Below are 26,312 nucleotides of genomic sequence, written 5' to 3'. Positions count from 1 at the left end.
TAAACCTTTATTGATATGGATGTTTAAAAAGTCCGGTCAAGATAACCTTTTATTGATATGAAAAAGCAAACTAGGAGCATAGCTTCTAGTTTGTACTTATTTAATTATTGGGGGATGAAATATGAATGTTTTAGTAATTGGCCGCGGTGGGCGTGAGCATGCTTTAGCTTGGAAGTTTGCACAATCTGAAAAAGTAGAAAAGGTATATGTAGCACCAGGTAATGAAGGTATGAGAGATGTTGCAATACCAGTTGATATTGATGAAAATGATTTTGATGCATTAGTTTTATTTGCCAAAGAGAATAATATTGAGTTAACTTTCGTTGGACCAGAAATTCCACTTATGAATGGAATTGTTGATCGTTTTAAAGAAGAGGGACTTCGCGTATTTGGTCCGAATAAAGCGGCTGCTGTTATTGAAGGTAGTAAAGCTTTTACAAAAGAGCTTATGAAAAAGTATGATATTCCAACTGCGGCGTACGAAACTTTTACAGATTATGAAGAAGCGGTACAGTACATTCAAAAAGTTGGTGCACCAATCGTTATTAAAGCTGACGGCCTAGCTGCGGGTAAAGGGGTAACGGTAGCAATGACGCTTGAAGAGGCATTACAAGCTGTGAAAGAAATGCTACAAGATGTGAAATTCGGCGCGGCAAGTAAGAAGGTCGTTATTGAAGAGTTTTTAGATGGACAAGAATTTTCATTAATGGCATTCGTGAATGGAACAACTGTACATCCAATGGTAATCGCCCAAGATCATAAAAGAGCTTTTGATGGTGATAAAGGTCCAAATACGGGCGGAATGGGTGCATATTCTCCAGTACCACAAATTCCAGAATCAGTAGTTCAAGAAGCGATTCAAACCGTATTACATCCAACTGCTAAGGCGATGATTGCAGAAAACCGTTCGTTTACAGGTATTTTATACGCAGGTCTTATTTTAACAAATGATGGTCCGAAGGTAATTGAATTTAATGCACGCTTCGGTGATCCTGAAACAGAAGTTGTATTACCTCGCTTAGAAAATGATTTAGTTGACGTATGTAACGCTGTATTAGATGAAAGTGAACTAACGTTACAATGGTCAGAAGAAGCGGTAATCGGTGTTGTACTTGCTTCTAAAGGATATCCAGAAGCATATAAAAAAGGTGATATTATTAGTGGACTAGATGCACTGCAAGATGTGATTGTTTTCCATGCAGGTACAGCAATGAAACATGGGGACTTTGTAACGAACGGTGGCCGTGTATTATTTGTTGCTTGTAAGGCAAATAGTTTACAAGAAGCAAAAGATAAAGTATATAAAGAAATCGGTAAAATTGAGAGTGATGGTCTATTTTATCGAAGTGATATAGGATATCGTGCAATTGGGCATGAGATGACGAAAAGTTAATATGTAAAAATCCCGCTGAGGAATCAGCGGGATTTTTTATGCATCTTTATCTTTTTTTAATTTCCCTTTTTGCTTTGCCATTTCTCGAAGTAAATACTCGATGTGTGCATTGACGCTACGAAATTCATCATTTGCCCATTTTTCGATGACTGCGTGTAATTCAGGATCAATACGTAATGGAAAGCTTTTCTTTTTAGCCATAATTACTTATAGCCCTTAGTATAGGCTTCCTGTATTAATAACTGGTTGCGCACCTTTATCTGAAACGATGGCAACTAATAAGTTGTTTACCATATTTGCTTTACGCTCGTCATCGAGTTCTAGTACGCCTTCTTCATCTAACATATGGATGGAATCTTTCGCCATCTTCACAGCACCTTCAACAATTTCTTTTCTAGCAGCTAATACTGCTTTTGCTTGCTGGCGTTGTAGCATTGCATGGGCAATTTCTGTTGCGTAAGCTAAGTGCGTTAAACGAGTTTCTAATACTTCTACACCAGCAATTTCAAGACGCGCCTCTAACTCACGTTTTAATTCTTCAGAGATTTCTTCAGTATTTCCGCGTAACGTAACGCAGGTTTCATCTTGGAAATTGTCATAAGGATATTTTGTTGCAACATGGCGGATTGCCGTTTCGCTTTGAATTTCTACAAATCGATCATAATGTTCAACACCAAACATTGCTTTTGCAGAATCAACAACTTTATATACGATAACAGCTGCAATTTCAATTGGATTTCCATCAACGTCATTTACTTTTAATTTTTTACTGTTAAAGTTTTCAACACGTAAAGATACAGTTTGACGGAATGCGAACGGAATCGTTAAAAATAAACCGTTTTGACGAATTGTTCCTAAATAATTACCGAAGAACGTAATAACCTTCGCTTGATTCGGTTGAACAATACCGATACCTGTAGCGAGAACTGCGGATAATATAATAGTTAGTGCCGCTCCTATGAAAATTTCTTGTGCAAGGAAAAATACACCGATAGCAGCTAAAATCAAAATTCCAATAATACCGAGAAAACCATTTACATAAAATACTTGTTTTTCTTTCATATGATCGCCTCCTGATATAAAAATGATATCACTTTTATATCATTTTAAGCAAGAGGTATGCACCTAATTTTCTGAATTTTATTGATTGATATCTTTTATATACATTTTAAGGTCAAAAAAGAGAATGTACGTTCTGTTTTATGGTAAAATAAAGAAGACTTAACCGCCCACTGCAGCAGCTAAGTCCCTTTGAGAGCATCTTGCATCGTGACAAATGATTCAAAGCGGTTTTGCCAGGATTATATTTTCAATCGCTGACTCAATCTCTTTGTCAGAAGCGTCATAACTTCCTTTTGACTTTGGCTTGTCATGAGTGGAAGTTTGATTCACTTCTTCTTTAGCATGTCCTTTTTCAGCAAAATTCATGCTAGGCATTTTAAATGCCCCCATATTCATGTATTTTCCGAATTTCCACATTTCAACAACAGGGCAGAAACGAACAATTCCTTCTGCAATTTTCATTGCACCAATCCATAGAAAAATGTTAGACCAAGTGCACCACGGCTTGCGTACAAGTTTAGTTGCACTACATCCGAAGAGGACAAGCCCAAGTGTAATTCGAATTAGAGCGTTTATTGTCCCGATATTTTGCTTCATTAGAAAAACACTCCTTTTTATGAAAGTTGAAATAGATAATACTATTTCTTTTATTAGTATCCCGTTTGATTTTTGGGATATGTAATCCAACATTTGACGTGGAAAAAGATGTTGGAATGTGCGTGTGTGTAAGTAACTTTTTTTGTTATAATGAAAGAATGCATAAAAGGAACTTCAAAATTAAATCCTCTAGTTTAAAAAATATGGAAGAGGTAATTCCAAACTTAATTCTCCGTTTTAAACAAATATTTAAGATGAAGTTAAAACAATAATGATGAAAATAAACTGTTATTTTGAACAGAAATATATATAACTAGAGAAAAGGAAGGGTGTTTTCATGTACGATATTTCCGGATGGAAACATGTATTTAAGCTTGATCCAAATAAGGAGTTAAGCGATGAACATTTAGAAATGATTTGTGAGTCTGGAACTGATGCGGTTATTGTAGGCGGAAGTGATGGAGTTACAATTGATAACGTATTACACATGCTAGTTAGCATTCGTAGATATGCAGTTCCTTGTGTATTAGAGGTTTCTGATGTAGAAGCAATTACACCAGGATTTGATTTTTATTACATCCCAAGTGTTTTAAATAGCCGAAAAGTAGAATGGGTAACAGGTGTTCATCATGAGGCATTGAAAGAATTTGGGGATATTATGGACTGGGACGAAATTTTTATGGAAGGGTATTGTGTTTTAAATCCAGAAGCGAAAGTAGCCCAGCTTACAGAAGCGAAATGTGATTTAACAGAAGATGACGTTATTGCATATGCTCGTTTAGCAGACAAGTTATTACATTTACCGATATTTTATTTAGAATATAGCGGTACGTATGGAGATGTTGAACTTGTTAAAAATGTAAAAGCAGAATTGAAACAAGCTAAGTTATACTATGGCGGTGGTATTTCTAATGCAGAACAGGCGAAAGACATGGCACAATATGCTGATACAGTAGTTGTTGGAAATATTATTTATGATGATATAAAATCGGCGTTAAAAACAGTTAAAGCAGTAAAAGGAGAGTAGGTGCAGGCGTATATGAGTATGACAGATAGATTATTAAACGGTTTAAATCCACAGCAACAAAAAGCAGTCCAAACAACGAATGGACCACTTCTATTAATGGCAGGTGCAGGTAGTGGTAAGACACGTGTGTTAACACATCGTATTGCGTATTTACTTGGTGAAAAAGGTGTAGCACCATGGAATGTACTAGCTATTACCTTCACAAATAAAGCAGCTCGTGAAATGCGTGAGCGTATTGATACACTTGTGGGACCAGAAGCAGAAGATATTTGGATTTCGACGTTCCACTCTATGTGTGTACGTATTTTACGACGGGATATCGATCGTATTGGTATTAATCGTAACTTTACAATCTTAGATTCAGGCGATCAGCTAACTGTAGTCAAAAAAATTATGAAAGAGCGCAATATTGATCCGAAGAAATTTGAGCCGCGCTCTATTTTAGCGGGTATTAGTAATGCGAAAAATGAACTGTTATCTGCGGATAAATATGCAAAAAAAATTACAATGGCTGATCCATATGAAAAATTAACGAGCGATGTATACACAGAGTATCAAAAACGTCTTTTGAAAAATAATTCATTAGACTTTGATGATTTAATTATGACCACGATTCAGTTATTTGAACGTGTTCCAGAAGTATTAGAGTTTTATCAGCGTAAGTTCCAATATATTCACGTTGATGAGTATCAAGATACGAACAAAGCGCAATATCTTCTTGTTAAACATTTGGCAGCGCGTTTTAAAAATCTTTGCGTTGTAGGTGACTCTGACCAGTCTATTTATCGCTGGCGTGGTGCAGATATTTCTAACATTTTGTCGTTCGAAAAAGACTATGAGAATGCACAAGTAATTTTGTTAGAACAAAACTATCGTTCGTCACAAAATATTTTAAATGCAGCGAATGCTGTTATTGAAAAAAATACGAATCGTAAGCCGAAGAAATTATGGACAGACAATCAAGTTGGAAGTAAAATCTCGTATTATCGTGCTGCAACTGAAAAGGACGAAGCGTATTTTGTTGCGAAAAAAATTCGTGACGATATTCAAATGGGGAAACGAAAATATACTGATTTTGCAGTGTTATATCGTACGAATGCTCAGTCTCGTATGGTCGAGGAGATTTTCCTTAAATCTAACATTCCGTACAAAATTGTCGGGGGTACGAAGTTCTACGATCGTAAAGAGATTAAAGATATTTTGGCGTACTTACGTTTAATCGGTAATCCAGATGATGAAATTAGTTTTGCACGTATTATTAACATGCCAAAGCGTGGTATTGGTGCGACTTCTATCGATAAAATTATTAATTACGGTGTGCAAAACGGAATTTCATTAACTGCTGTATTTGATGAAATTGAGCATGTTGGAGTAAGTGCAAAAATTACAAAGGCAGTAAAAGAATTTGCGAATTTATTAAATAACTGGGTAAATATGCAAGAGTATTTATCTGTTACAGAATTAGTAGAAGAAGTTATTGAAAAAACAGGCTATCGCGATATGTTGAAAAATGAACGTTCTTTAGAAGCGGAAGGTCGTTTAGAAAACTTAGACGAGTTCTTATCTGTTACGCAAACATTTGAATCTCAAAGCGAAGATAAGAGCCTTGTTGCATTCTTAACAGATTTAGCACTTGTTGCTGATATTGATCGTGTAGATGAAGACCCAACTGCTGGTGAAGAAGTTATTTTAATGACGATGCACTCAGCGAAAGGATTAGAGTTCCCGGTTGTCTTTATTGTTGGCTTAGAGGAAGGGATATTCCCTCATACTCGTTCTCTTATGGAAGAGGATGAAATGCAAGAAGAACGTCGTCTTGCTTATGTAGGTATTACCCGTGCAGAAGAAGAGCTATATTTATCTAACGCGCAAATGCGTACTTTATTTGGTAGAACAAGTATGAACGCTGCGTCTCGATTCATTACAGAAATCCCGACAGAACTAGTGGAATCATTAAATGAAACAGCGCCAAAGCGTGAAACATCGTTTGGTGCAAAAGGCAGAACGGCAAGTAGCGGCAAAACGACAATCACAACGACAACACGCTCTCGTTCAGCTTTCGCGCGCCCTGCAGCTAAGACGACAGGCGGCGAACAAATTGGCTGGGCAGTAGGAGATAAAGCTTCCCACCAAAAATGGGGAGTCGGTACAGTTGTAAGTGTAAAAGGTGAAGGTGATGCAAAAGAATTAGATATTGCATTCCCAAGCCCAATTGGTGTTAAACGTTTGTTAGCAAAATTTGCACCTGTGACGAAACAATAGAAAGGAATGAGGATATGTCAAAAGAGATAGCAAAAAAACGTATAGAAGAACTGCGTGATTTATTAAATACATTTAACTATCAATATCACGTATTAGACAATCCTTCTGTTTCTGATGCGGAATATGACCGTAATATGCAGGAGCTTATAAAATTAGAAGCAGAGAACCCAGAGTTTATGAGTGAAGATTCTCCCTCCGTTCGCGTTGGGGGGACTGTTCTTGATATATTTGAAAAAGTAACACATAAGTCACCAATGTTAAGTTTAGGAAATGCATTTAACGAAGGAGATTTACGTGATTTCGACAGAAGAGTACGTCAAGGAATTGATGGTGCGAATGTAAGATATATATGTGAATTAAAAATTGACGGGCTTGCCGTTTCGCTTCATTATGAAAAAGGACGCTTCATTCAAGGGGCGACACGTGGTGATGGTGTAACGGGTGAAGATATTACTCAAAATTTAAAAACGATTAAAGCTATCCCACTTCGTTTAAATGAAGAAGTAACGTTAGAAGCACGAGGCGAAGCTTATATGCCGAAGCGTTCATTCGTTAAACTAAATGAAGAAAAAGAGCAAAATGGAGAAGATGTATTTGCGAATCCGCGTAATGCAGCAGCAGGTTCAATACGTCAACTTGATCCGAAAATTGCAGCGAAGCGTAACTTATCTATGTTTGTGTATGGTCTTGCGAATGTAGAAGAAAAAACAATTCCATCACATAGTGAATCGCTTGATTTCTTAGGTGAACTTGGATTTAAGACAAATCCAAATCGCCGTACATGTGAAACAATTGAAGAAGTTATAGCTTATGTAGAAGAATGGCAAGAAAAACGTCCGCATCTTGATTATGAGATTGATGGAATCGTTATAAAAGTAGATGATGTTGCCCTTCAAGAAAGTCTAGGAACTACAGCGAAGAGTCCAAGATGGGCGATTGCTTATAAATTCCCGGCTGAAGAAGTTGTAACGAGATTAACAGGCATTGAATTAAGTGTTGGCCGAACAGGAGTTGTAACACCGACTGCAGAACTAGAGCCAGTGAGAGTTGCTGGTACGATTGTTCGTCGTGCTTCTTTACATAACGAAGATTTAATTCGTGAAAAAGACATTCGAATTGGTGACTACGTTGTTGTGAAGAAGGCTGGAGATATTATTCCTGAAGTTGTGAACGTTATTTTTGATAAGCGTACTGGTGAGGAAGAAGAATACCGCATGCCAACTCATTGTCCAGCATGTGAGAGTGAACTTGTTCGTTTAGAAGAAGAAGTAGCACTTCGTTGTATAAATCCAACTTGTCCTGCTCAAATTCGAGAAGGGTTAATCCATTTCGTTTCAAGAAATGCAATGAATATTGATGGACTTGGAGAACGTGTCATTACACAACTGTTTGATGCAGATTATATTCGTACATTTGCTGACTTATATGCATTGACGAAAGAGCAATTATTACAGTTAGAACGTTTTGGTGAAAAATCAGCAACAAACTTAATACAAGCAATTGAAAAGTCTAAAGAAAACTCGTTAGAGCGATTATTATTTGGTCTTGGAATTCGCCACGTTGGAGCGAAAGCAGCACGTACATTTGCAGAGCACTTTGAAACGATGGATGAGCTTGTAAAAGCAACGGAAGAAGAACTAAAAGCAATTAATGAAATTGGCGAAAAAATGGCTCAATCTGTTGTGACATATTTTGATAATGAAGATGTATTAGAGTTATTACAGCAGTTTAAAGAGTATGGCGTGAATATGACATACAAAGGTATAAAAATTGCAGATTTACAAAATGTTGAATCTTACTTCGCAGGAAAAACGGTTGTTTTAACAGGTAAGCTAGAAGTTATGGGGCGAAGTGAAGCGAAGAAGAAGATTGAGGCATTAGGTGGAAAAGTAACGGGAAGTGTTAGTAAGAGTACGGATTTAGTTGTTGCAGGTGAAGCGGCTGGTTCGAAATTAGCACAAGCGGAGAAACATAATGTTGAGGTTTGGAATGAAGAGAGGTTCTTACAAGAGCTAAATAAGTAAGAGGTGCAAACTTACCATGAAAAAAATAGCATTAGCGGTATTAAGCCTTGGCCTACTTGTAAGTGGGTGTAGTGCAGGTGCCGACAAAGATGAAAAAGTGGCTGAGAAATCGGGGAAAGCAAAAGAACAATCAGTTGTTCCAAAATACGCTATTTCGGATGAATATTATAAGACGACTATTCCATTTGATGGTGGAAAGGCACGTGGTTTAGTCGTGCAAGGGTTAAATAGTCGTCTTGATATAGATGAATTTGAAACAGGGTTAATGCGAATTGCAAAAGAATCATTTAGTACGAAAGATAATTTTTTAAAAGGCGGAAAAGCTCTAGATACTCAAACTATACAGATGCTTGTTAAAAGAAAACGTACAGATGCTGAACAAAAGGAACTAGAGGACAAATTAAAAAAAGATGCAGTTAAATTTCCTAATATAGGATTAAACCCTGCATTAGGAACAGGATCCGAATCACTAGAAGTGAAAAATAAAAAAAATCCAATATATATTTCGAATATTTTAGAGCATGATTATTATGTGAAAAAAGGCGATAACGGCGAGGAACGCGTTGGTATGGTAGTTGGATTAGCGATGAATTCTGTTCAATATTTTAACGAAGAGCATGGTTATCCACGTGAAGCTGCAATCCCGGATGAAAAGATGTTAGCTGAAGGGAAAAAAATGGCGCAAGAAATTTTGAAAGTCATACATCAAAAAGAACCTGAAACCAAAAATATTCCAATAACATTTGCGATTTATCGCCAAGCTCCAAAGTCTTCGCTCGTGCCAGGTAATTTTGTTTCTTATGCAAATGCCGAAAAAGGTAGTGAAACGGTTGAAGATTGGAAACAAATTAATGAAAAATATTATTTGTTCCCATCAGAGCAAGCGAAAACAGATAATAAACGTGAAGACCTTGCAAGAGTATCCAACTTTAAGGCAAAACTAAGCGATTATTTCCAAGGCGATTATACAGCTGTTATTGGTACTGGTATGTATAGAGATGATGAATTAAGAGAAATGAAGCTTGATATTCCTGTCCAGTTTAATGGAAAAGCTGAAATAGTTGGTTTTACACAATATGTGGCAGGGCTTGTTATGGAATACTTCCCGAATTATATGAAAGTACAAGTAACGATTAAATCTGTAGAACGCCCAGAAGCTATTATTATACGTGAAGCAAAACAAGATGAACCACTTGTGAAGATTTTAGATTAAATATGAAGGCTGTTCCTCTATGGAACAGCTTTTTTTCTTATGTAATTTTGTTATAATTTAAAATGTTGTAAAAAATAGGGGTAAGGGGTAAAGCTCATGGAAGAATTAAGTTTTCAAGTCATTATTTTATTAATTGCATTCGGTTTTTTAGCAGCTTTTATTGATTCCGTTGTTGGAGGAGGAGGGTTAATTTCGCTTCCTGCACTTATGTTTGTTGGCTTATCGCCAGCTTCGGCAATTGCAACGAATAAATTAGCGGCAACAATGGGGACGTTTACGAGTGCGATGTATTTCATTCGATCAGGAAAAGTTGATTTTAAAATTGTAGGAAAGTTAATCCCGTTAACTATTGTTGGAGCTGTTGCAGGTGCTTTAGTAGTAAAATTTATTCCACCGGATATTTTACGCCCATTAGTACTTGTAATGTTGGTATTTATTGCTATTTATATTATTGCAAAAAAGAATTGGGGAAGTGTGTCTACCTATAAGAAGATGACGCAAAGAAAAACATTAATATTTTTCTTTGCTATTTTAATGATAGGATTTTATGATGGATTTTTTGGACCAGGGACAGGGTCGTTTTTAATTTTTGCATTTTTATTAATTGGCCTGGATTTTATTCAAGCGGCAGCATCTGGAAAACTTTTGAACTTTGTTAGTAATATTGTATCTTTAATTACTTTTTTATTTTTAGATATAATTCATTTTGAATACGGTATTATCATGGGATTATCAATGATCTTAGGTGCTTATTTTGGATCGAAGTTTGCGGTTCAAAAAGGTGTTGGATATGTAAGGACTTTATTTTTATTAGTTACTATATTATTGATCGGGAAAAATGTTTTGGAATATACTCATATTTTGTAGATTCATACGCATGTATGAATCTCTTTTTTTTATTATATTTTAAAAATTTATTAATTTTTAAAATATAAGTCTAGGAATATTTGAATAAATCTAAATTATCGTGTAGAATAATGTTGTAAAATGTAAACGTTTTTCTAAGGGGAGGCTAAAAAAAATGGTAGTAGCATACAAACATGAGCCATTTACAGATTTTTCAGTGGAGGCTAACAAATTAGCGTTTGAAGAAGGTTTAAAGAAAGTAGAATCTTATCTTGGACAAGACTATCCATTAATTATTGGGGGAGAAAAAATCACTACAGAAGACAAAATTGTTTCTGTAAACCCTGCAAATAAAGAGGAACTTGTTGGTCGTGTTTCAAAAGCAAGCCGTGAGTTAGCTGAAAAAGCAATGCAAGTAGCGGATGAAACATTCCAAACTTGGAGAAAATCAAAGCCAGAAATGCGTGCAGATATTTTATTCCGTGCTGCAGCAATCGTTCGTCGCAGAAAACATGAATTCTCTGCTATTCTTGTAAAAGAAGCAGGTAAGCCATGGAATGAGGCAGATGCTGATACAGCAGAAGCAATCGATTTTATGGAATATTATGGTCGTCAAATGTTAAAATTAAAAGACGGTATTCCAGTAGAAAGCCGTCCAATTGAATATAATCGTTTCTCTTACATTCCATTAGGAGTAGGTGTTATCATTTCTCCTTGGAACTTCCCATTCGCAATTATGGCAGGTATGACAACAGCTGCTTTAGTTTCTGGTAACACAGTATTACTAAAACCAGCTAGTACAACTCCTGTAGTAGCAGCGAAATTTATGGAAGTATTAGAAGAAGCTGGCTTACCAGCTGGCGTAGTAAACTTCGTTCCAGGTAACGGTTCTGAAGTTGGTGACTACTTAGTAGATCATCCTCGTACACGTTTCGTAAGCTTCACGGGATCTCGTGATGTAGGTATCCGCATCTATGAGCGTGCAGCGAAAGTAAACCCAGGACAAATTTGGTTAAAACGCGTTATCGCTGAAATGGGCGGTAAAGATACAATCGTTGTTGATAAAGAAGCAGATCTTGAATTAGCAGCTAAGTCTATCGTTGCATCAGCATTCGGATTCTCAGGACAAAAATGTTCTGCATGTTCTCGTGCAGTAATCCATGAAGATGTATATGATCATGTATTAAATCGTGCTGTTGAATTAACAAAAGAATTAACAGTTGCTAACCCAGCAGTATTAGGTACAAACATGGGTCCTGTTAATGACCAAGCTGCATTCGATAAAGTAATGAGCTATGTTGCAATTGGTAAAGAAGAAGGTAGAATCTTAGCAGGTGGCGAAGGAGACGATTCTAAAGGCTGGTTCATCCAACCAACAATCGTTGCTGACGTTGCAGAAGATGCTCGCTTAATGAAAGAAGAAATCTTCGGACCAGTAGTAGCATTCTGTAAAGCGAAAGACTTCGATCATGCACTTGCAATTGCAAATAATACGGAATACGGTTTAACAGGTGCTGTTATTACTAACAACCGTGACCATATTGAAAAAGCACGCGAAGACTTCCACGTTGGTAACTTATACTTCAACCGTGGATGTACTGGTGCAATCGTAGGTTACCAACCATTCGGTGGCTTTAACATGTCTGGTACAGACTCTAAAGCTGGTGGACCTGATTACTTAGCACTTCACATGCAAGCAAAAACTACTTCTGAAACTTTATAAGAAATAGTAGAGGAGCTCTTCACAGAATGTGAAGAGCTCCTTTTAAAATTGAAATCCTATATATTACCATCGTTCGAAGGGAATGAGCTAAAACCTATTAATAGCGGGATAAACATGTGAACAGAAATAAAATGATGAGAAAAGTTGACTTATTAGTCATATTTTTTAGTATTCATTTTTAGAATTTCCTGTATAATACAATTTGAAAGAAAATCTATGGTTCGACAAGGAACACTCCTTTCGGTTTTGCTCACTGAAAGGAGTGTTTTTTTATGTAGCTAAAAATTCTTGCGTGCTTATTACATTTGCATATACGCCATTTAAACTAGCTAAAATTGTATTGTGAATGTAAACAGCTGGTATAGTAGCGTTCTTAAAAGACAGGTCTTTTGTAGCACAAGCATCATGTATAACGGTACATTGAAAGCCAAAATCGAATGCAGCCCTTACTGTAGCATCGATACACATATGAGTCATCATCCCACATACAACGACATGTTCAATATTTAAACGTTTTAATTGCTCTAGAAGATTAGTTTCTCGGAAGCTATTTGGATAATGTTTGACTATAACTGTTTCTTCTCTAAGTGGACGTACGCTTTCGTGAATATGTACACCTTCTGTATTAGGTAGGAAAAAAGTAGCGTCATCTTTTATAGCTACGTGTTGGATATGAAAAATAGGTTCGCTGTTTGTTCTAAAGTGTTGTAATAACTGATTAGCATATTCGCTTGCTTCTACTGGATTACGCAATTCCATCTTTCCATTTGGAAAATAATCGTTTTGAATATCGATGAGTAAAAGAGCTGTTTTCATATATTTATCTTCCTCCGAGTTTCATATTCAAATAAATTTATTCAATTCGTAGAGAAGATTCTCCTGTTTAAAAATATGAGGAAGAAGAATTTTAAATAACCTTGAAAGTTACTATTTTCTCATGAATTTTCATCTGAAAATTTTAATAAAGGAATAATTAATATTTTTCTAAAAAATGTATTGACTCTTATTATTCTGAGTTCTATAATGAGAATTAATTAAACGACAATTAAATCGATACATTCTTATCCAGAGAGGTGGAGGGACTGGCCCTACGATACCTCAGCAACGGGTTTTTTTAATACCGTGCTAACTCCAGCAAGCCATATAAAGGCTTGGAAGATGAGAAGATGTGAATGAGTACATATAAGTGCTCTCCTTCTTATCTTTATGGTTGATAAGAAGGAGAGCACTTTTTATTTTACCTCGAAAGCTCTGCTTCAAGTTTTTACAGCATATAGGAGGGGAAAAAATGATTTCTTTTAACAATGTAAGTAAAGTGTATGAATCAGCTGGGCAATCTGTTCATGCGGTAGAGGATGTAACATTATCAGTTGAGAAAGGCGAAATTTTTGGCATTATCGGTTTTAGTGGCGCTGGAAAGAGTACGTTATTACGCCTAGTAAATATGTTAGAGAGACCGACGGCAGGAACGATTTCAATAGATGATAAAGATATTACATCATTATCGACGAAAGAATTACGTAAACTAAGACAAAGAATCGGAATGATCTTTCAAAGTTTTAATTTATTTAATTCAAGAACAGTATTTGGAAATATTGCTTATCCATTAAAGTTAGCGAAAGTACCAAAGAATGAGATAAAAGAAAGAGTAAATGAACTGCTGAAGTTTGTAGGGTTAGAAGATAAAGCAAACTATTACCCAGAGCAGCTATCAGGTGGACAAAAGCAACGTGTGGGCATTGCTAGAGCACTTGCGACATCGCCAGATATTCTTATATGTGATGAGGCAACATCAGCCTTAGATCCAGAAACAACGACAGAAATTCTAAACTTATTAAAGAAAGTAAATAGAGAATACAATTTAACAATTCTTCTTATTACACATGAAATGCATGTTGTGAAAGAAATTTGTCACCGTGTAGCTGTAATGGAGAAGGGAAAAGTTATTGAAGAAGGAAAACTGTTTGATGTTTTCACGCAACCAAAAACAAAGACGACTCAAAACTTTGTACGTTCTGTCATTAATGATCATTTACCGGAAAGTGTTCTAGCGAAAATTCAAAATGGTGGTCAAATTTATCGTCTAACATTTACTGGTGAGGAGACAGGACAGCCGGTACTATCATATATCGCAAAAAACTATAACGTCGATGTAAATGTACTGTACGGAAATATTATTGAACTTCAAAATGTGCTATTTGGAAATCTTCTTGTAGAGTTGCAAGGGGAGCAGAGGGAAATTCAAAAAGCATTACAACATCTAAGACTGCAAGTGAAGCTGAAGGAGGTAGAAGCTCATGCGAGTTGATTGGAGTATATTTTGGCCGCGCATACTAGATGCGACGGGGGATACCCTCTTAATGGTAATTGTAACCCTTATATTTGCTACAATTCTTGGTATACCGCTAGGTTTACTTTTATATGTAACGAGAAAAGGAAACTTTTTAGAAAATAAATGGGTCTTTTCTATTCTTAACATCATAATTAATACAATTCGTCCGGTACCATTCATTATCTTTTTAGTAGCGTTAAGTCCACTAACGAGAAGTGTTATCGGAACGACGATTGGAACAGCAGCAGCAATTTTCCCGATGACCTTAGTCGCATCAATTGGTATTGCTAGAATGGTTGAAACAAACCTTGTTTCCGTTCCGAAAGGAGTAATTGAAGCAGCGCAAGCAATGGGCGCCTCGCCAATTAGAATTGTTTTTGAAATCCTTGTACCAGAAGCGTTAGCACCATTAATCTTAGGTGTCACATTTATGACAGTTGGTTTAATTGAATTTTCTGCAGTTGCTGGGCTTGTCGGTGGTGGCGGTCTTGGTGATTTAGCAATGACATATGGTTATCAACGTTTTGATACATCAGTTATGTTCGTAACGGTCGTGTTACTTATTATTCTCGTACAGATAGCTCAAAATTTAGGGAATTACTTTGCGAAAGTCTTGTTACGCAGATCATAAAAAGGAAGAGAGGAAAAGAAAATGAAGAAAATTTTAGCATTTGCATTATCAGCGATTGTAGGAGTCTCAGCATTAAGCGGCTGCTCAAGTGGAGACACGGGTGCAGGAGCGAAAGAAAAAGTAGTTCGCGTCGGTGTAACTGGAACGGATGGAGACGCTTGGGAAATTTTGAAGAAAAAAGCTGAAAAAGAAGGGATTAAGATTAAACTGGTGGAGTTCTCCGATTACACAACGCCAAATAAAGCGTTAGCTGATGGAGATATTGAACTAAACTCATTCCAGCATATTGCGTTCTTAGAGCAATTTAAAAAGGAACATAAGTTAGATATTACAGCTGTTGGTACAACACAAATTGCACCAATGGGTTTATACTCTGAAAAATATAAGAAATCAAATGAAATCCCAGATGGTTCAGAAATTGCAATTCCAAACGATCCAACGAACCAAGCACGTGCATTAAAACTTCTTGATGCAGCTGGATTATTAAAGCTGAAAAAGGATTTTGGTCTATTTGGAGATCCAAGTGGTATTGCTGAAAATCCGAAGAAATTAAAAATTACACCGGTTATCGCACAGCAAACACCTCGTGTGTTAAAAGATGTAGCGGCATCAGTTATTAATAACGGTGTTGCTGGTCAAGCTGGATTAGATCCAGCGAAGGATCCTATTTTCTTAGAAGATCCAAAGAATGAAAATGCGAAGCCTTATATTAATATTTTCGCAGCTCGTACGAAAGATAAAGATGATCCAACACTGAAAAAAGTAATTGAATTATACCATTCAAAAGAAGTAACAGATGCAATTAAGAAAGAAACAAATGATGGTTCAATTTCAGTAGATCTTTCACTTGAGGAGCTTGAAAAAATCGTAAAATAATTATTGGGTTTAATGGACTAACAGAAGGAACCCCTCCGCTGTTAGTTCGTTCAACATATAAACTTAACAAACAAACCCTAATTCTGTACCTTCCAATTTTGTATAACGTAGAATCCAATGTTTGTTAAGTAGAGTAATGGACCAGGAGTTTTCCTGGTCTTTTTTTATGAATGAAAATAGCTAGCGAACAGTAAGGTAATCCAAATTATAATGGGATAAGAAAATAAGCTGAAAAGGAGTGTAATTACGAATTGCTTTTGATGAATTAAGTGTTTTTTGGATAAAAAAAAGAAAATAGAAAAGAGAGTAATGAAAAATGCTGATATGACGCCGGGGTTATAGGAGCGATAAATGAAAAACAAAATAATATGTTGAACAGAGTTGAAGAAGATGGCCCCTTGTATAAAAATAATCCAGCATATAGAAGACAAGAAGTTAAGTTGATATAGAAAGACGATAAGTAATACAAAGATTGTTAATACGGAAATGGCAATGAAAAATTGTTGGCTAGTTATAAGACGGATTGAAAATTGATTAGCAAGATATTGTGGCATTTGGAAAGCTTCTTCAAGGTTATGAATGAAAAATAATAAGGGAATGATCCAGAGTATAGTAGTGGAATGCTTTTTCATCAACTTACATCACTCCAATAAAGTATAGAAAGCCTAAAAAAGGCCCTCTATACAGAGATAGTTATTCAATTATGATATTTTTTAAATTAACTTCATGATGATCTCGTTCTTTCGGATAAGCAGCTAGCTCCTCTTGCAAAATATTTAATATTTGCTTAGCTGATTGCTGGATTGGATTAGGTAGCTCTTCTAATATATGCATCCCGACTTTTACTTTTGTACGAATTACCCTTCGTAGTAGTTCCTCATGCATGCACTACACCTCCAAACCGAATGTTTAGTATATCTTCTTCAAATTTTGCCCCTTGAATAGAAAGGTGTGTTAATGTTTTTGGTAACGTGATGTTCCGTTTAACAGAACCCGCTCGAATAATAAGTTCATCACCTTTTTGATTTAAGGAAAGTTCACTTTTGTTTGAGAAGGGAATGGACAGAACGAAAATATATTCATCGCCATCCTTTTTTACATATTGAGTGCGCCCGTTAAATTTCACTTCTGTAGGGGAATGATCAGTTTTAAATAAAGAATCTCCTACACGTTCTAACATAGACAAACCAACAACTTCTTGTTCAAACATTGGAGCTTCGTAAATAGGAAGGGGTTGAAAACTATCTTGAATTAATGTTTTATATTTCTTCTGTGTATCTTTCCATGCCTGAAAATAAGGATCGGTGACAGTGTTAGGGATGACGCGATTAATCATAATGGCATCTACGTTATAATCGTATAAATTTAAATAAGTAAAGCTACGCTGAGCTTCTTTAATGACCATTTTTTCAGGATTTACAACGATGCGGATACTTGTTACTTCTCGGTTTGATAAAATATCTCTCATTTCTCCGAGCTGTTCAAGTGTATTTGTTAATTCGTCCATAATATCATCGGTTGGAAGAGGGACACCAAGGAGTGGTTGAGCTACAGGACGAACGACTTTTAAAACTTTTCTTTTAATAGGAAACAATTTTTCCATCCACCAGCCGAGCATGTCTGGAAAGCTTAGCATTGCTAATGTTTCTCCTGTTGGAGCACAATCAATAATGATAACATCATATGTGTTTTGTTTATAATAATCGAGTACGCGAAGTAAGCTAATTAAATCTTCCATACCAGGAAACATCGTTAATTCTTCTGTTGTAATATCATCGGCTGCTTTGGAAGTGAAGAGTAGTGTAATATATTTCTGTAATTTTCCCCATCCTTTTTCCATCTCATAAATCGTATTAATTTCTTGTGCCCACAAATTTTCACGAATTTCTAATGGCTCAGAAGATAGCTTTATACCAAATGAATCTCCTAAACTATGAGCGGGATCTGTACTCATGACTAAAGTTTTTAATCCTTGTTTTGCGCTTTGAATTGCTGTTGCTGCTGAAATGCTAGTTTTTCCTACGCCGCCTTTACCTGTATACAAAATAATTCTCATCATTCATATCTCCTTTGTTTCGAATATCGAATATTACGAGTGTCGAAGTAAATGATTGAATAAAAACCCAGATAGGGTTTTATTCAATCGGAATGTTTTTCATTTTAGGTGTAGAAACTTTTTCTTCTGTTTTTTGCTGTGACGTAGCAATGTGATTCATAATCTTTTGGAAGATTTGTAGTAAGAATGCTTTTTCTTCTTCTGACAATGCTTCTGTCACTAAGCTAAAGTAGTGGGCTGCATTTTGTTTTACTTCTTGAACGAGCATTACGCCGTTTTCTGTTAACCGAATTAATACAATACGTCGGTCGTTTTCATCACGGTAGCGCTCAATATATCCCTTTTTTACAAGGCGATTTACAACGCCCGTCGTTGTACTCATCGGTATATCAAGAAGGTCAGCAATTTTCGTCATTGTAATATCTGTATTTCGTTCCATCCAAAGTAAACAAAATACTTCTGTTTTAGAAAGTGTTAAATCTAGGCTTACCCATTCTTCAGGATAGAAAAGTTTCTTGGCGTTATCTAGCAGTAAGTCTAAAAAATGTTCATATTGCAACAATTAATTCCACTCCCGTATATTTCGAGGTTCGTAATATTTATTTTTATTTTATGTAGAATAGAAAAAATTGTCAATGATTTTAATTATTTTTTCAGATTAGACAGAAAACTTTCTTTAAAATAGTATTCTTTTATGATAGATTTATAAATATAAAACTAGAATTTACATAAAAATCCATCATGGTAAATATACTTATCTATAATGGGTATACAGCTAACGAGGGGGAGAACGATGAGAAGACGTAATACGCAAGCGTTCACATTTTTAGCATGGACTTCATTTGTTTGTGCGCTTTCAGGTATGCTAATTGGGATTTATACGTTAGATGAAACGCTTAGTGTAAAAGGATACTATTTAATTGGAACATTATTTTTAACGATGTCTTGTTTTGTATTACAAAAAACAATTCGTGATAATGAAGAAGATAACGAGAGATTTCCAAAAAATAAACCGTTAGATAAAGAGTAAATTGTAAAGAAAGGCATTTGCCTTTCTTTTTTTATGTAAAAATGGCGTAAGTACTCTGTGTTGACTTGCTTGAAGTACTGAAAATTTGGTATCATCAATAGTATTGTAGATTGAACGATATATTATGGAGGTGGCCTAGCCGTGTCAAGAATTTCCGTTGAGAATGTAAAGCACGTAGCACATTTAGCACGTCTTGCAATTACTGATCAAGAAGCAGAAAAATTTCAAAAACAACTAGATGCAATTGTTACATTTGCAGAACAGTTAAATGAATTAGATACAACAGATGTAAAACCAACAACTCATGTATTAACTATGAAAAATGTTATGCGTGAAGATGTACCAGAAAAAGGTTTACCAGTTGAAGAAGTATTAAAAAATGCACCGGATCACAAAGATAATCAAATCCGTGTTCCAGCAGTATTAGAATAGAGGAGGGGAATTTCGATGTCATTATTTGATCATTCAGTATCAGAGTTACATAAGAAGTTAAACAACAAAGAAATTTCCGTTACGGATTTAGTAGAAGAATCTTACAAACGTATTGCGGATGTTGAAGATAACGTAAAAGCCTTTCTTACATTAGATGAAGAAAATGCACGCGCAAAAGCGAAAGAATTAGATGCAAAAATCGGCGCTGAAGATAATGGTTTATTATTCGGTATGCCAATTGGTGTAAAAGATAACATTGTAACTAACGGTCTTCGTACAACTTGTGCAAGCAAAATATTAGCAAACTTCGATCCAATTTATGATGCGACAGTTGTGCAAAAGCTAAAAGCTGCTGACACAATTACAATCGGTAAATTAAACATGGACGAGTTCGCAATGGGTTCTTCAAATGAAAACTCAGGATTCTACGCTACGAAAAACCCATGGAACTTAGATTACGTTCCAGGCGGATCTAGTGGTGGTTCTGCAGCAGCTGTAGCAGCAGGAGAAGTACTATTCTCTCTAGGTTCTGATACGGGTGGTTCTATCCGTCAGCCAGCTGCATATTGCGGTGTTGTAGGTTTAAAACCAACTTACGGACGCGTATCTCGTTACGGATTAGTAGCATTCGCATCTTCACTTGACCAAATCGGACCGATTACACGTACAGTAGAAGACAATGCATACTTATTACAAGCTATTTCAGGTATTGACCGCATGGATGCAACTTCTGCAAACGTTGAAGTTGGAAACTATTTAGCTGGTTTAACAGGCGATGTTAAAGGTTTACGCATTGCTGTACCGAAAGAATACTTAGGCGAAGGTGTTGGCGAAGAAGCTCGTGAGTCAGTACTAGCTGCTTTAAAAGTATTAGAAGGTATGGGCGCAACTTGGGAGGAAGTATCTCTTCCACACTCTAAATACGCTCTAGCAACGTATTACTTACTATCTTCTTCTGAAGCATCTGCTAACCTTTCACGCTTTGATGGCGTGCGTTACGGTGTTCGTTCTGATAATGTAAATAACTTATTAGATCTTTACAAAAACACACGTAGTGAAGGTTTCGGTGATGAAGTTAAACGTCGTATTATGCTTGGTACATTTGCTCTTAGCTCTGGTTACTATGATGCATATTACAAAAAAGCACAACAAGTACGTACATTAATTAAGAACGACTTTGAAAACGTATTTGCTAACTATGATGTTATTATTGGACCAACAACACCAACTCCGGCATTTAAAGTGGGAGAAAAAGTTGACGATCCAATGACAATGTATGCAAATGACATTTTAACAATCCCAGTAAACTTAGCGGGTGTTCCAGCGATTTCAGTTCCATGTGGATTCGGTGCTAACAACATGCCACTTGGTCTACAAATCATTGGTAAACACTTCGATGAAGCGACAATTTACCGCGTTGCACATGCGTTTGAGCAAGCAACAGACTATCATACAAAAAAAGCAAGTCTGTAAGGAGGCGAGCATAGATGAATTTAGAAACAATTATTGGTTTAGAGGTTCACGTTGAGTTAAAAACAAATTCGAAAATTTTCTCTGCGAGTCCAACAGAATTCGGAGCGGAGCCAAATACACAAACAAGTGTAATTGACTTAGGATACCCAGGGGTACTTCCTACTTTAAATAAAGAAGCAGTTAACTTTGCGATGAAAGCTGCAATGGCATTAAACTGTGAAATCGCAACGGAAACGAAGTTTGACCGTAAAAACTATTTCTATCCAGATAACCCGAAAGCTTACCAAATCTCTCAATTTGATAAGCCAATTGGTGAAAATGGTTGGATTGAAATCGAAGTAGACGGTAAAAAGAAACGTATCGGTATTACACGTCTTCATTTAGAAGAAGATGCTGGTAAATCAACGCATACAGCTGATGGTTCATTAGTAGACTACAACCGTCAAGGTATGCCTTTAATCGAGATCGTATCTGAGCCAGATATGCGTACGCCAGAAGAAGCATATGCATACTTAGAGAAGTTAAAATCAATCATTCAATACACTGGTGTATCTGATTGTAAGATGGAAGAAGGTTCCTTACGTTGTGATGCGAACATTTCTCTTCGTCCAGTTGGACAAGAGAAGTTCGGTACAAAAGCGGAACTGAAAAACTTAAACTCATTCACTTACGTACAAAAAGGTCTTGAGCACGAGCAAGTGCGCCAAGAAAAAGAACTGTTATCTGGTGGTATCATCCAACAAGAAACACGTCGTTATGATGAAGCAACGAAGAAAACAATCTTAATGCGTGTGAAAGAAGGATCTGACGATTACCGTTACTTCCCGGAGCCAGACTTAGTTGAACTTTACATTGATGATGAGTGGAAAGAAGCAGTTCGAGCTTCTATTCCAGAACTTCCAGATGCACGTAAAGCTCGCTACGTTGCAGAACTAGGCTTACCAGCTTATGATGCACACGTGTTAACATTAACGAAAGAGATGTCTGATTTCTTTGAAGCAACTGTTGCAGACGGTGCTGATGCGAAATTAACATCGAACTGGTTAATGGGTGAAGTACTTGCATACTTAAACAAACAACAAAAAGAATTAAAAGACGTTGCATTAACGCCTGCTGGTTTATCTAAAATGGTTCAATTAATTGAAAAAGGTACAATTTCTTCTAAAATCGCGAAGAAAGTATTTAATGAATTAATTGAAAAAGGTGGAGACCCAGAAGAAATCGTTAAAGCGAAAGGTCTTGTTCAAATTTCTGACGAGGGTACACTTCGTAAAGTTGTAACAGAAATTCTTGATAATAATGAGCAATCTATCGAAGACTTTAAAAACGGTAAAGACCGTGCAATTGGCTTCTTAGTTGGTCAAATTATGAAAGCTACAAAAGGACAAGCAAATCCACCGCTTGTTAACAAAATCTTACTTGAAGAGATTAATAAGCGATAATAGTAGTAACTTTTAAAGATTAAGCAGAAAAACACCCGTACATGGGTGTTTTTCTAGGTTAATCAAACGTTTGTTTAAATGAGACAAATCGTTTAAACAAACGTTTGATTAACTGTCAAAAGTGGAAAAATGTTTGTATAGCAACTATGGTATGATAGTTGCAAAAAGGTGGGAATAATGATAAATCTAAACATAGAGGTTTTTTTTCATCTCATGAAATAATAGATAGTTATTATTCGTTATATGTAAATTTTTATGGAAGAATGGATAGACATAAAGTGAAACTTTAATCAGTGGGAGGTTCATCCAAAGCTGATTATTAGCCCTCACCAATCGGGCATTTACTGCCCGCAAATAGCGGGATAAATTTTGGGGTCAAATAAAAAACCATTGAAATGAATATTTACTTTTGATGGACTACACGAATCGGGTTCTTACTGCCTGTTTGAGCGGGATAAAAGAAGGATAGCAAGATGAGAGGAGGTAGGCATGGGAATACTGAATAGAAGTTCAGTATGTTCTTTTTCGATACATAAAGAAATTTCCTGTGCTAATAAATGATGAAGCGAGCAAGAATTATTTATAATCCTACTTCTGGGCGTGAGCTATTTAAGAAGAGCTTACCAGAAGTATTACAAAAATTAGAACAAGCTGGCTATGAGACATCTTGTCATGCGACAACGGGTCCTGGAGACGCTACTGTGGCTGCGAGGCAAGCTGCGGATCGTAAGTTTGATGTTGTTATTGCGGCTGGTGGCGACGGTACATTAAATGAAGTAGTAAACGGTTTAGTTGGGCATGAATTCCGTCCGAAATTTGGAATTATTCCAGTTGGAACGACAAATGACTTTGCACGTGCAATTGGTGTACCTCGTTCTATTGAAGAGGCAGCAGATATTATTTGCGAAGGAAAAACAGTGCCATTAGACCTTGGTAGAGCGAACGATACATATTTTATTAACATCGCTGGTGGCGGTCGTATTACAGAATTAACATACGAAGTACCGAGTAAGTTAAAGACAGTATTAGGGCAGCTTGCTTATTACCTAAAAGGTATCGAGATGTTACCATCATTGCATCCGACATATGTTGAAATTGAGTATGATGGAAAGTTACTACAAGAAGAAATTACGATGTTTTTAATTACGAATACTCGTTCAGTAGGTGGATTTGAAAAGGTAGCACCGTATGCATCTATTAACGATGGGTTATTTGACCTATTAGTACTGAAAAAAGGTTCTATCGCTGATTTAATTAAAGCAGCAACACAAGCACAACGTGGTGAACATATTAATAATCCAAAAGTGTTATATACACAAGCGAACCGAATTAAAGTACATTCACCAGATAAACTAATGATTAATTTAGATGGTGAGTATGGTGGAGATGCACCGATGGAATTCGAAAATATATATCATTGTTTAGAACTATTTGTTCCTGAACATCAAGAGGATGCCCTGTAAAGGCATCCTTTTTTACTTTGTTAAAATGAATTGTAAATTGGGAGTTAGTTTGATTTTTATGGTATTTTTACAATTCTTTTATTTTACATCCATACTTTATTGATACACTGGAAGAGATAAGAAATGAGAGGTAGGATGCTATGGAGAAGGTAAAAGCAATATTATTTGATAAAGATGGGACATTAATGGATTTTCATTCAATATGGATAAAAGTAGCTGAAGAACTTGTAGCTGAATGTATAAGTTTATATCATTTACCAAGTACAATGCGGCAGACCTTATTAGAAGAGATTGGTGTAGAGGGAGCATTTGTTAATCCAAGGAGTGCAATAGCTGCTGGAACAAGCCTTGATGTAGCGAAGGGGCTTTGTAATTATATTGAGTCTGCTAGAGAAGAAGAGATGCATCAGTGGGTAAGTGAGAAGTTATTTTCCCTTATGTATGAGCATCGTTCGCATATGAAAATGACAGCAGACTTACCGAAAGTGTTACAGGCATTAAAAGATAAAGGATTTATATTAGGGGTTGTCACGGCGGATGATTTCGCACCAACAGAATTATTTTTAAAACAATATAAGTTGGAGAACTTTTTTGATTATATTATAGCCTCGGATACATTCCCTGCGCAAAAACCAGATAAAAAGATTATAGAAGTGTTTTGTGAGAAATTTAATTTAGAATCATGCGAGGTTGCGATTGTTGGAGATACGCCAACTGATTTACATTTAGCTAAAAATGGCGATTGCTATGCAATTGGGGTGCTATCTGGTACAGGAGACCGTCCAACATTAGAACCACTTGCTGATTTAGTGTTAGATTCTGTTGGAGAGTTTATTTCTCAATCGGGTGAGTTTTTCTGGGAGAAAGAAAAGTCTAATGTGTAAGGAAAATAAGTCTATAAAGACTCTTAATGAGTCTTTATAGACTTATTTTTTATGCCTGGATACAAAGAATATAGGATAAATGCTAGAAAAGAAAGTTGGCATATATTTTGCAATAAAAAGAGAAAACAATGTAAAGAAAAGGATGGGGTACGCAATGAACACAAAAAAATTTGCTAAAGTAAATGAACAAATTCCAGGACCGAAAGCGGCATCTTTATTAGAACGCCGTCAAAATATAGTACCAAAAGGAGTAAGTAACGGCATCCCAACGTTTGTACAATCTGCCAATGGTGCTCTTGTAACAGATGTTGATGGCAATCAGTACATTGATTTTGCAGGAGCAATCGGGACAATTAACGTAGGGCATTGTCATCCAACGGTTAAAGAAGCGCTCCATAAACAAGTCGATCAATACATTCATACTGGATTTAACGTCATGATGTATGAGCCATATATTGAATTAGCAGAAAAGCTTGCGGCATTGGCACCAGGAAGTTTCGATAAGCAAGTCCTGTTTTTAAATAGTGGTGCAGAAGCAGTTGAGAACGCGGTGAAAATCGCTCGTAAATATACGAAGAGACCTGGTATTATCGCATTTTCTAAAGGTTTCCACGGGCGTACATTAATGACAATGACGATGACAAGTAAAGTGAAGCCATATAAATTTGGGTTTGGTCCCTTTGCTCCAGAAGTATATAAAGCGCCATTTCCATACGAATACCGTCGCCCAGAGGGATTAACGGAAGAGCAGTATGATGATTTTATTATTGAAGAGTTTAAGAACTTCTTCATATCGGAAGTAGCACCAGAAACAATTGCAGCTGTTGTAATGGAACCTGTTCAAGGGGAAGGTGGATTTATCGTCCCAAGTAAGAAATTTGTTCAAGAAGTACGCCGCATTTGTTCAGAGAACGGCATCTTATTTGTAGCGGATGAAATACAAACAGGCTTTAGTCGTACAGGAAAATATTTTGCAATTGATCACTATGATGTCGTTCCAGATTTAATTACAGTGTCTAAATCATTAGGTGCTGGTGTACCGATAAGTGGTGTCATTGGACGTAAAGAAATTATGAATGAGTCTGCACCAGGTGAACTTGGTGGAACGTATGCAGGAAGTCCACTAGGATGTGCGGCTGCATTAGCTGTTCTCGATGTAATAGAAAATGAGAAATTAAATGATAGAGCGATAGAATTAGGAAAAGTCGTAATGAACCGATTCGAAGAGATGAAAAATAAATATCATTGCATCGGTGATGTGCGTGGGTTAGGCGCAATGTGTGCATTTGAGGTCGTTCAAGATCGTAAGACGAAAGCACCTGACAAAACGTTAACGGCTAATCTATGTGCAGAAGCAAATAAGCGTGGGTTACTGTTATTATCAGCAGGGACATATGGAAATGTTATCCGTGTGTTAATGCCTTTAGTTATTACAGATGAGCAACTTGAAGAAGGTTTAACAATAATTGAAGAATCATTGCAAGCTTGTTATGAGCAAACAAACATCGCTCGCGTTTAAAAACTGAAGTATAAATAGCAAACATTC

24 protein-coding genes, 1 pseudogene and 1 riboswitch are annotated in these 26,312 nt (G+C 36.3%); of the genes and pseudogenes, 17 read left to right on the top strand and 8 right to left on the bottom strand.

What is annotated here, in order from left to right:
* The first annotated feature begins 121 nt into the window (after positions 1-121).
* The gene (gene purD / locus DN404_RS02305; protein ID WP_088362279.1) at positions 122-1,393 is read left to right on the top strand and encodes a phosphoribosylamine--glycine ligase; all 1,272 of its coding nucleotides are present in this window, start codon (positions 122-124) and stop codon (positions 1,391-1,393) included.
* Between the two features lie 36 nt (positions 1,394-1,429).
* On the opposite strand, the gene DN404_RS02300 is transcribed toward purD, so the two are convergent.
* From DN404_RS02300 to DN404_RS02290, 3 genes are all read right to left on the bottom strand, one after another.
* Positions 1,430-1,594 (bottom strand): type II toxin-antitoxin system antitoxin, encoded by a 165-nt coding sequence (locus DN404_RS02300; RefSeq protein WP_001085171.1) that lies wholly within the window; start codon positions 1,592-1,594, stop codon positions 1,430-1,432.
* A gap of 15 nt (positions 1,595-1,609) precedes the next feature.
* Positions 1,610-2,455, bottom strand: coding sequence for an SPFH domain-containing protein (locus tag DN404_RS02295; RefSeq protein ID WP_149149298.1), 846 nt, complete (start codon positions 2,453-2,455; stop codon positions 1,610-1,612).
* Positions 2,456-2,674: 219 nt separating this feature from the next.
* Positions 2,675-3,052 carry a YgaP family membrane protein gene (locus DN404_RS02290; protein ID WP_149149299.1) on the bottom strand — a complete coding sequence of 126 codons (378 nt, stop codon included), beginning with the start codon at positions 3,050-3,052 and terminating at the stop codon, positions 2,675-2,677.
* A gap of 337 nt (positions 3,053-3,389) precedes the next feature.
* Between DN404_RS02290 and pcrB the strand changes: the two genes are divergently transcribed.
* The 6 genes from pcrB to pruA all read left to right on the top strand — a co-directional run bounded on the left by pcrB (position 3,390) and on the right by pruA (position 12,147).
* Positions 3,390-4,079 carry a heptaprenylglyceryl phosphate synthase gene (pcrB, locus tag DN404_RS02280; protein ID WP_000272097.1) on the top strand — a complete coding sequence of 230 codons (690 nt, stop codon included), beginning with the start codon at positions 3,390-3,392 and terminating at the stop codon, positions 4,077-4,079.
* 12 nt (positions 4,080-4,091) lie between these two features.
* Positions 4,092-6,341: a DNA helicase PcrA gene (gene pcrA, locus DN404_RS02275; protein WP_002164784.1), complete on the top strand. Its 2,250-nt coding sequence runs from the start codon at positions 4,092-4,094 to the stop codon at positions 6,339-6,341.
* Positions 6,342-6,355: 14 nt separating this feature from the next.
* A complete protein-coding gene (gene ligA, locus DN404_RS02270; RefSeq protein ID WP_086388541.1) occupies positions 6,356-8,365 on the top strand; it encodes an NAD-dependent DNA ligase LigA in 2,010 nt (669 codons plus the stop codon).
* A 16-nt stretch (positions 8,366-8,381) separates the two neighbouring features.
* Entirely contained in the window at positions 8,382-9,578 is a 1,197-nt protein-coding gene (locus DN404_RS02265) for a CamS family sex pheromone protein (RefSeq protein WP_000717028.1), read from the top strand.
* 96 nt (positions 9,579-9,674) lie between these two features.
* Positions 9,675-10,445 carry a TSUP family transporter gene (locus DN404_RS02260; RefSeq protein WP_000391974.1) on the top strand — a complete coding sequence of 257 codons (771 nt, stop codon included), beginning with the start codon at positions 9,675-9,677 and terminating at the stop codon, positions 10,443-10,445.
* Between the two features lie 154 nt (positions 10,446-10,599).
* Positions 10,600-12,147 (top strand): L-glutamate gamma-semialdehyde dehydrogenase, encoded by a 1,548-nt coding sequence (pruA, locus tag DN404_RS02255; protein WP_000259555.1) that lies wholly within the window; start codon positions 10,600-10,602, stop codon positions 12,145-12,147.
* A gap of 250 nt (positions 12,148-12,397) precedes the next feature.
* Here the strand turns inward: pruA and DN404_RS02250 are convergent.
* Positions 12,398-12,963: pseudogene (locus tag DN404_RS02250) on the bottom strand (cysteine hydrolase family protein).
* 242 nt (positions 12,964-13,205) lie between these two features.
* Positions 13,206-13,312: riboswitch (SAM riboswitch) on the top strand.
* Between the two features lie 123 nt (positions 13,313-13,435).
* On the opposite strand from DN404_RS02250, the gene DN404_RS02245 reads away from it, so the two are divergent.
* From DN404_RS02245 to DN404_RS02235, 3 genes are read left to right on the top strand one after another with little or no spacing between them, the layout of a single operon-like run.
* Positions 13,436-14,455, top strand: a complete 1,020-nt coding sequence (locus DN404_RS02245) for a methionine ABC transporter ATP-binding protein (protein WP_149214688.1) — start codon at positions 13,436-13,438, stop codon at positions 14,453-14,455.
* Complete coding sequence (locus tag DN404_RS02240; RefSeq protein WP_001261865.1) at positions 14,445-15,110, top strand: methionine ABC transporter permease; 666 nt, start codon at positions 14,445-14,447, stop codon at positions 15,108-15,110. The genes DN404_RS02245 and DN404_RS02240 overlap by 11 nt, the downstream gene beginning before the upstream one ends.
* 21 nt (positions 15,111-15,131) lie before the next feature.
* Positions 15,132-15,986 carry a MetQ/NlpA family ABC transporter substrate-binding protein gene (locus DN404_RS02235; RefSeq protein ID WP_000721599.1) on the top strand — a complete coding sequence of 285 codons (855 nt, stop codon included), beginning with the start codon at positions 15,132-15,134 and terminating at the stop codon, positions 15,984-15,986.
* Between the two features lie 164 nt (positions 15,987-16,150).
* On the opposite strand, the gene DN404_RS02230 is transcribed toward DN404_RS02235, so the two are convergent.
* From DN404_RS02230 to DN404_RS02215, 4 genes are all read right to left on the bottom strand, one after another.
* On the bottom strand, positions 16,151-16,618 hold the full coding sequence (locus DN404_RS02230) for an HXXEE domain-containing protein (protein ID WP_002182395.1): 468 nt from the start codon (positions 16,616-16,618) through the stop codon (positions 16,151-16,153).
* Between the two features lie 61 nt (positions 16,619-16,679).
* Positions 16,680-16,871 (bottom strand): DUF3926 domain-containing protein, encoded by a 192-nt coding sequence (locus DN404_RS02225; RefSeq protein WP_000544106.1) that lies wholly within the window; start codon positions 16,869-16,871, stop codon positions 16,680-16,682.
* On the bottom strand, positions 16,864-18,045 hold the full coding sequence (locus DN404_RS02220) for an ArsA family ATPase (protein ID WP_002023162.1): 1,182 nt from the start codon (positions 18,043-18,045) through the stop codon (positions 16,864-16,866). The genes DN404_RS02225 and DN404_RS02220 overlap by 8 nt, the downstream gene beginning before the upstream one ends.
* A gap of 76 nt (positions 18,046-18,121) precedes the next feature.
* Complete coding sequence (locus tag DN404_RS02215; protein WP_000942482.1) at positions 18,122-18,604, bottom strand: MarR family winged helix-turn-helix transcriptional regulator; 483 nt, start codon at positions 18,602-18,604, stop codon at positions 18,122-18,124.
* Between the two features lie 231 nt (positions 18,605-18,835).
* Between DN404_RS02215 and DN404_RS02210 the strand changes: the two genes are divergently transcribed.
* From DN404_RS02210 to gabT, 7 genes are all read left to right on the top strand, one after another.
* Complete coding sequence (locus DN404_RS02210) at positions 18,836-19,072, top strand: YiaA/YiaB family inner membrane protein (protein ID WP_001254393.1); 237 nt, start codon at positions 18,836-18,838, stop codon at positions 19,070-19,072.
* Between the two features lie 141 nt (positions 19,073-19,213).
* Positions 19,214-19,504 (top strand): Asp-tRNA(Asn)/Glu-tRNA(Gln) amidotransferase subunit GatC, encoded by a 291-nt coding sequence (gatC, locus tag DN404_RS02205; protein WP_000086999.1) that lies wholly within the window; start codon positions 19,214-19,216, stop codon positions 19,502-19,504.
* A gap of 15 nt (positions 19,505-19,519) precedes the next feature.
* On the top strand, positions 19,520-20,977 hold the full coding sequence (gatA, locus tag DN404_RS02200; protein ID WP_000051433.1) for an Asp-tRNA(Asn)/Glu-tRNA(Gln) amidotransferase subunit GatA: 1,458 nt from the start codon (positions 19,520-19,522) through the stop codon (positions 20,975-20,977).
* A gap of 14 nt (positions 20,978-20,991) precedes the next feature.
* A complete protein-coding gene (gatB, locus tag DN404_RS02195; RefSeq protein WP_001047685.1) occupies positions 20,992-22,419 on the top strand; it encodes an Asp-tRNA(Asn)/Glu-tRNA(Gln) amidotransferase subunit GatB in 1,428 nt (475 codons plus the stop codon).
* A gap of 557 nt (positions 22,420-22,976) precedes the next feature.
* Entirely contained in the window at positions 22,977-23,882 is a 906-nt protein-coding gene (locus tag DN404_RS02190; protein ID WP_000977679.1) for a diacylglycerol kinase, read from the top strand.
* A 140-nt stretch (positions 23,883-24,022) separates the two neighbouring features.
* Positions 24,023-24,766, top strand: a complete 744-nt coding sequence (locus DN404_RS02185; protein ID WP_149214687.1) for an HAD family hydrolase — start codon at positions 24,023-24,025, stop codon at positions 24,764-24,766.
* A gap of 154 nt (positions 24,767-24,920) precedes the next feature.
* Entirely contained in the window at positions 24,921-26,285 is a 1,365-nt protein-coding gene (gabT, locus tag DN404_RS02180; RefSeq protein WP_001093019.1) for a 4-aminobutyrate--2-oxoglutarate transaminase, read from the top strand.
* Positions 26,286-26,312: the final 27 nt, after the last annotated feature.

The organism is Bacillus sp. TE8-1 (assembly GCF_008368855.1).
Taxonomy (GTDB): Bacteria; Bacillota; Bacilli; order Bacillales; family Bacillaceae_G; genus Bacillus_A; species Bacillus_A cereus.
This window is presented reverse-complemented; position numbering and strand designations above follow the sequence as displayed.

Bases quoted from the DNA above. Each gene is read 5' to 3' on its own strand.
- purD (WP_088362279.1), top strand. From the start codon at position 122: ATGAATGTTTTAGTAATTGGCCGCGGTGGGCGTGAGCATGCTTTAGCT.
- DN404_RS02300 (WP_001085171.1), bottom strand. From the start codon at position 1,594: ATGGCTAAAAAGAAAAGCTTTCCATTACGTATTGATCCTGAATTACAC.
- DN404_RS02295 (WP_149149298.1), bottom strand. From the start codon at position 2,455: ATGAAAGAAAAACAAGTATTTTATGTAAATGGTTTTCTCGGTATTATT.
- DN404_RS02290 (WP_149149299.1), bottom strand. From the start codon at position 3,052: ATGAAGCAAAATATCGGGACAATAAACGCTCTAATTCGAATTACACTT.
- pcrB (WP_000272097.1), top strand. From the start codon at position 3,390: ATGTACGATATTTCCGGATGGAAACATGTATTTAAGCTTGATCCAAAT.
- pcrA (WP_002164784.1), top strand. From the start codon at position 4,092: ATGAGTATGACAGATAGATTATTAAACGGTTTAAATCCACAGCAACAA.
- ligA (WP_086388541.1), top strand. From the start codon at position 6,356: ATGTCAAAAGAGATAGCAAAAAAACGTATAGAAGAACTGCGTGATTTA.
- DN404_RS02265 (WP_000717028.1), top strand. From the start codon at position 8,382: ATGAAAAAAATAGCATTAGCGGTATTAAGCCTTGGCCTACTTGTAAGT.
- DN404_RS02260 (WP_000391974.1), top strand. From the start codon at position 9,675: ATGGAAGAATTAAGTTTTCAAGTCATTATTTTATTAATTGCATTCGGT.
- pruA (WP_000259555.1), top strand. From the start codon at position 10,600: ATGGTAGTAGCATACAAACATGAGCCATTTACAGATTTTTCAGTGGAG.
- DN404_RS02245 (WP_149214688.1), top strand. From the start codon at position 13,436: ATGATTTCTTTTAACAATGTAAGTAAAGTGTATGAATCAGCTGGGCAA.
- DN404_RS02240 (WP_001261865.1), top strand. From the start codon at position 14,445: ATGCGAGTTGATTGGAGTATATTTTGGCCGCGCATACTAGATGCGACG.
- DN404_RS02235 (WP_000721599.1), top strand. From the start codon at position 15,132: ATGAAGAAAATTTTAGCATTTGCATTATCAGCGATTGTAGGAGTCTCA.
- DN404_RS02230 (WP_002182395.1), bottom strand. From the start codon at position 16,618: ATGAAAAAGCATTCCACTACTATACTCTGGATCATTCCCTTATTATTT.
- DN404_RS02225 (WP_000544106.1), bottom strand. From the start codon at position 16,871: ATGCATGAGGAACTACTACGAAGGGTAATTCGTACAAAAGTAAAAGTC.
- DN404_RS02220 (WP_002023162.1), bottom strand. From the start codon at position 18,045: ATGATGAGAATTATTTTGTATACAGGTAAAGGCGGCGTAGGAAAAACT.
- DN404_RS02210 (WP_001254393.1), top strand. From the start codon at position 18,836: ATGAGAAGACGTAATACGCAAGCGTTCACATTTTTAGCATGGACTTCA.
- gatA (WP_000051433.1), top strand. From the start codon at position 19,520: ATGTCATTATTTGATCATTCAGTATCAGAGTTACATAAGAAGTTAAAC.
- gatB (WP_001047685.1), top strand. From the start codon at position 20,992: ATGAATTTAGAAACAATTATTGGTTTAGAGGTTCACGTTGAGTTAAAA.
- DN404_RS02190 (WP_000977679.1), top strand. From the start codon at position 22,977: ATGATGAAGCGAGCAAGAATTATTTATAATCCTACTTCTGGGCGTGAG.
- DN404_RS02185 (WP_149214687.1), top strand. From the start codon at position 24,023: ATGGAGAAGGTAAAAGCAATATTATTTGATAAAGATGGGACATTAATG.
- gabT (WP_001093019.1), top strand. From the start codon at position 24,921: ATGAACACAAAAAAATTTGCTAAAGTAAATGAACAAATTCCAGGACCG.